Source organism: Persicitalea sp. (assembly GCF_041751555.1).
GTDB lineage: Bacteria > Bacteroidota > Bacteroidia > Cytophagales > Spirosomataceae > Persicitalea.
On the sequence record NZ_JBGSXF010000623.1, the window covers coordinates 1 to 3,887 of the forward strand.

General features: G+C 50.3%; 3 protein-coding genes. 2 read left to right on the top strand and 1 reads right to left on the bottom strand.

All coding sequences use genetic code 11. The features are described 5' to 3' along the window. Both ACEW8P_RS22065 and ACEW8P_RS22070 read left to right on the top strand, forming a co-directional pair. Positions 1 to 2,055: ATP-dependent Clp protease ATP-binding subunit (locus ACEW8P_RS22065; protein ID WP_373515232.1), on the top strand; the 2,055-nt coding region annotated here is incomplete at its 5' end. A 211-nt stretch (positions 2,056 to 2,266) separates the two neighbouring features. Continuing rightward, positions 2,267 to 2,971 carry an SPOR domain-containing protein gene (locus ACEW8P_RS22070; protein ID WP_373515233.1) on the top strand — a complete coding sequence of 235 codons (705 nt, stop codon included), beginning with the start codon at positions 2,267 to 2,269 and terminating at the stop codon, positions 2,969 to 2,971. On the opposite strand, the gene ACEW8P_RS22075 is transcribed toward ACEW8P_RS22070, so the two are convergent. Beyond that, positions 2,943 to 3,878, bottom strand: a complete 936-nt coding sequence (locus tag ACEW8P_RS22075; protein WP_373515234.1) for a sterol desaturase family protein — start codon at positions 3,876 to 3,878, stop codon at positions 2,943 to 2,945. The two genes, ACEW8P_RS22070 and ACEW8P_RS22075, sit on opposite strands and share 29 nt — an antisense overlap. Positions 3,879 to 3,887: the final 9 nt, after the last annotated feature.

Genomic DNA, 3,887 nt, shown 5'->3' on the forward strand with positions numbered 1-3,887 from the left:
GAAGATCCCCGCTCCGGTATGTTCGGCAGCGGTGGTTCGTCAAGCAAAGAATCCAAGGGCGGCGAGAAATCCCGCACTCCAGTGCTGGACAATTTCGGTCGCGATCTTACCAAATTAGCCGAAGTCGGTAAACTTGATCCCATCGTGGGTCGTGAGAAAGAAATTGAGCGCGTGGCCCAAATCCTGAGCCGCCGCAAGAAAAACAATCCGATTCTGATCGGTGAGCCGGGTGTCGGTAAGACAGCCATCGCCGAGGGACTGGCCCTCCGCATCGTACAGAAAAAAGTCTCGCGGGTACTTTTTGGCAAGCGTGTCGTCACGCTCGACCTTGCCTCGCTGGTGGCAGGTACCAAGTACCGTGGCCAGTTCGAGGAACGCATGAAGGCTGTGATGAATGAGTTGGAAAAATCACCCGACGTAATCCTGTTCATCGACGAGCTTCACACGATCGTCGGCGCGGGTGGTGCATCCGGTTCACTGGATGCTTCCAATATGTTCAAGCCTGCTTTGGCGCGGGGCGAAATCCAATGCATAGGGGCTACAACCCTGGATGAATATCGCCAGTATATAGAGAAGGACGGTGCCTTGGCCCGCCGTTTTCAGATGGTGATGGTGGATGCCACCTCGGTCGAGGAAACGATTGAGATTCTGCAAAATATCAAAGACAAATACGAAGAACATCACCACGTCAACTACACGACCGAGGCGTTGGAATCGGCGGTCAAGCTCTCGGAACGATACATTACCGATCGTTTCCTGCCCGACAAAGCCATTGACGTAATGGATGAAGTGGGTGCCCGCGTGCACATCAGCAACATTACTGTTCCCGAAGACATCCTGAAACTCGAAGAGCAAATTGAGAATATTAAGCAGGAGAAAAACCGGGTGGTCAAAAGCCAAAAATATGAGGAAGCCGCTCAACTACGCGACCGCGAAAAGAAGTTGATCGACCAACTCGACCGCGCTAAGCAACTTTGGGAGGAAGAAACCAAGCAAAAACGCTATACCGTCACTGAGCAAAACGTGGCCGAAGTAGTTGCCATGATGACGGGCATCCCGCTGACCAACGTGTCGCTGGACGAAGGCAAGAAATTGCTGCACATGGCCGATGAACTTAGAGCTAAGGTGATTGGTCAGGATCCTCCCATCGAGAAGCTGGTCAAAGCCATTCAGCGGACGCGCGTGGGTCTGAAGGATCCCAAGAAGCCTATCGGTTCCTTCATTTTCTTAGGCCCGACGGGTGTAGGTAAAACGGAATTAGCCAAAGTACTTGCTACCTACCTCTTCGATAAGGATGACGCTCTGGTGCGTATCGACATGAGCGAATACATGGAGAAATTCAGCGTCTCACGTCTCGTGGGCGCGCCTCCCGGCTACGTCGGCTATGAAGAAGGCGGTCAGTTGACGGAGAAAATTCGTCGTAAACCATACAGCGTCGTGCTGCTGGACGAAATTGAAAAAGCGCACCCGGATGTTTTCAACATTTTACTGCAAGTACTGGACGATGGCATCCTTACCGACGGTCTGGGACGCCGCGTGGACTTCCGTAACACCATCATTATTATGACCTCCAACATTGGAGCGCGTGACTTGAAGGATTTTGGTAGCGGCATCGGATTTGCCACCAAGAAAAGCGAAAACCAGGATGAGGTGATGCGTAGCACGATCCAAAGTGCCTTACGCAAGGCATTCTCACCTGAGTTCCTGAACCGCCTGGACGACGTGATCGTGTTCAGTTCTTTGCAGCGGGAGGATTTACATAAGATTATCGACATTTCACTCGACAAACTGTTCAGCCGGGTCAAGGGTCTGGGCTACGAAATTGAGTTAACGGTTTCGGCCAAAGACTTTCTGTCTGAAAAGGGCTACGATCCGCAATACGGCGCGCGTCCTTTAAACAGGGCTATTCAAAAGTACCTTGAAGATCCAGTTGCTGAGGAGATTTTGAAAGGCGATCTGCGCGATGGTGACGTGCTGGTAGCTGACCACGACGGCGACGCTGAACAACTCAGCATCACGGTGCGCAAAAAAGCCGAAGAAGTCGCGAACAACTAGCGACTGATTGCTCAAAACGGGGTCTGATTCCTAAGTTTTGATAAATATTCCAGAAAAGACCGCTCTATCAAGCGGTCTTTTCTATGTTTTTAGAATAATTATTGGCGCTCTTTTCCTGCAAGACGAATTACTGGCCTTGTATTTGCCGTTAAGAATGTCAAAAGTGTCGAGTGAGTTTAGGAAAAGAGTGATTTTGAAAATTTCTAATCATATGGAGAAGTCTACGAGCAATAAGGAAAACAGGCAGAGGGTCGGGGAGCGAAGGAAGTCGGACAAAGTGAAGAAAAGCTACGCCTCTAATAAACCTTGGTGGCTGGTGATTTTTATTATGGTGCTGCTAGCGGGATTTCTTTTCTACGTTAGATGGCTTAACTCTCCGGCGGCCAAAGAATACCGCAGCTTCTGGGCTTATTTAGTGGAGCCTAAGTCCACCGCAGTAATTTCAGACTCCTCGGCTGCCCCGGAGGACGACATAGCCTCGCTGTTTGGTAACGATTCAACTCCGGGCAGCGAAGCAGGATTTGCTGATAATGAAGACGAATGGGCCCAAGGCACCTCGGCTCCCGCAAAACCTTCGGAGAGCGAGTTGTTGGGTAATAGTAGCAATAGAGTCGCTGAAAATACTCCAGTCTCGGCGCCTTCTCCTGCACCCCCGACTGTGGCTCCAGCCTCTTCGGGCGGAGGGACGGTTTATGTTATCAACGCGGGTGAATTCAAGACAAAAGGCTCTGCGCAATTCCGAGTGAGCGAACTTCGGCAAGGCAACTACCGCGCCCAACTCATCGAGCCCACCTCACCGGACGGGATATACAAAGTCGTCGTCGGCGAGTACCAAAACGAAGAGACGGCCCAAACCGTAGCGCGCTCGATGAGTTTTATTCTGGAAATCAAAGCTTCAGTGGAAGAGAGGAGGTAGGAGGGGACTGGCGAACCTTAGCCGGTCGTCTACCATTCAAGTTTTGAAAAGGCCTGATCATCTGCCCTACAAAATCTTTGGGAAAATCTTCTCCTTCGGGCAGACCGACGGGTAGGTGCTCATCATTACTCGGCCAGTAGTCGGTTCGGAATAAATAATCCCAAACACTCAGCGTAATGCCGTAATTGAAACCCGTTGGATGCGACGCCGGCATTTCTTTGGCATGATGCCACAAGTGCATCTGAGGACCATTTATAAGGTACTTCATTTTTCCTAAATGAATGAACAGATTGGCGTGGCCTAACTGACCAGTCACTAAGGTGAAGATGTGCACAATGAAAAAGTCTTTGATTCCAAAACCAATCATCGCCAGCGGCAAGTACTCCAAAGTTCGGTATATAATGTTCTCCATAAAGTGGTAGCGAAGCAAAGCAGCGAAGCCCATTTCCTCCACGCTATGGTGCACCTTATGAAACTCCCACATCCACGGCACGTGATGCAGCAACCGATGAATATTCCACTGCATGAAGTCGCGCAGGATGAAGATAAATACCAGTTGCAGCCAAGTCGGTAAACTGGCTACCTCGATAGCCACGATATTGGTAACTCCGAATAGGCCCAGAAAATCGTTGAAGAGTTCCACGCCCACCATCGACAGCGCATTATAGGCAATGAGGGAAAACAGGAAGTAATTCCAGAGCATATAAAAGGCATCCACCCAGAAATCCTGCCGAACGAGCGGCTGATTCTTGCGCCATGGAAACAGAACTTCCAGCAGCCAAATCGCTACGGACGCCCCGAGAAGCCAGTAGAAGTAGCTGTGCCAACTTGGGTGCAGGATTTCGTTTTTGAGATAATCCCAATAGCCCGAATAAGCCCCTCCGATTATCCCAATATACTTGCTCATTTCTTCTCA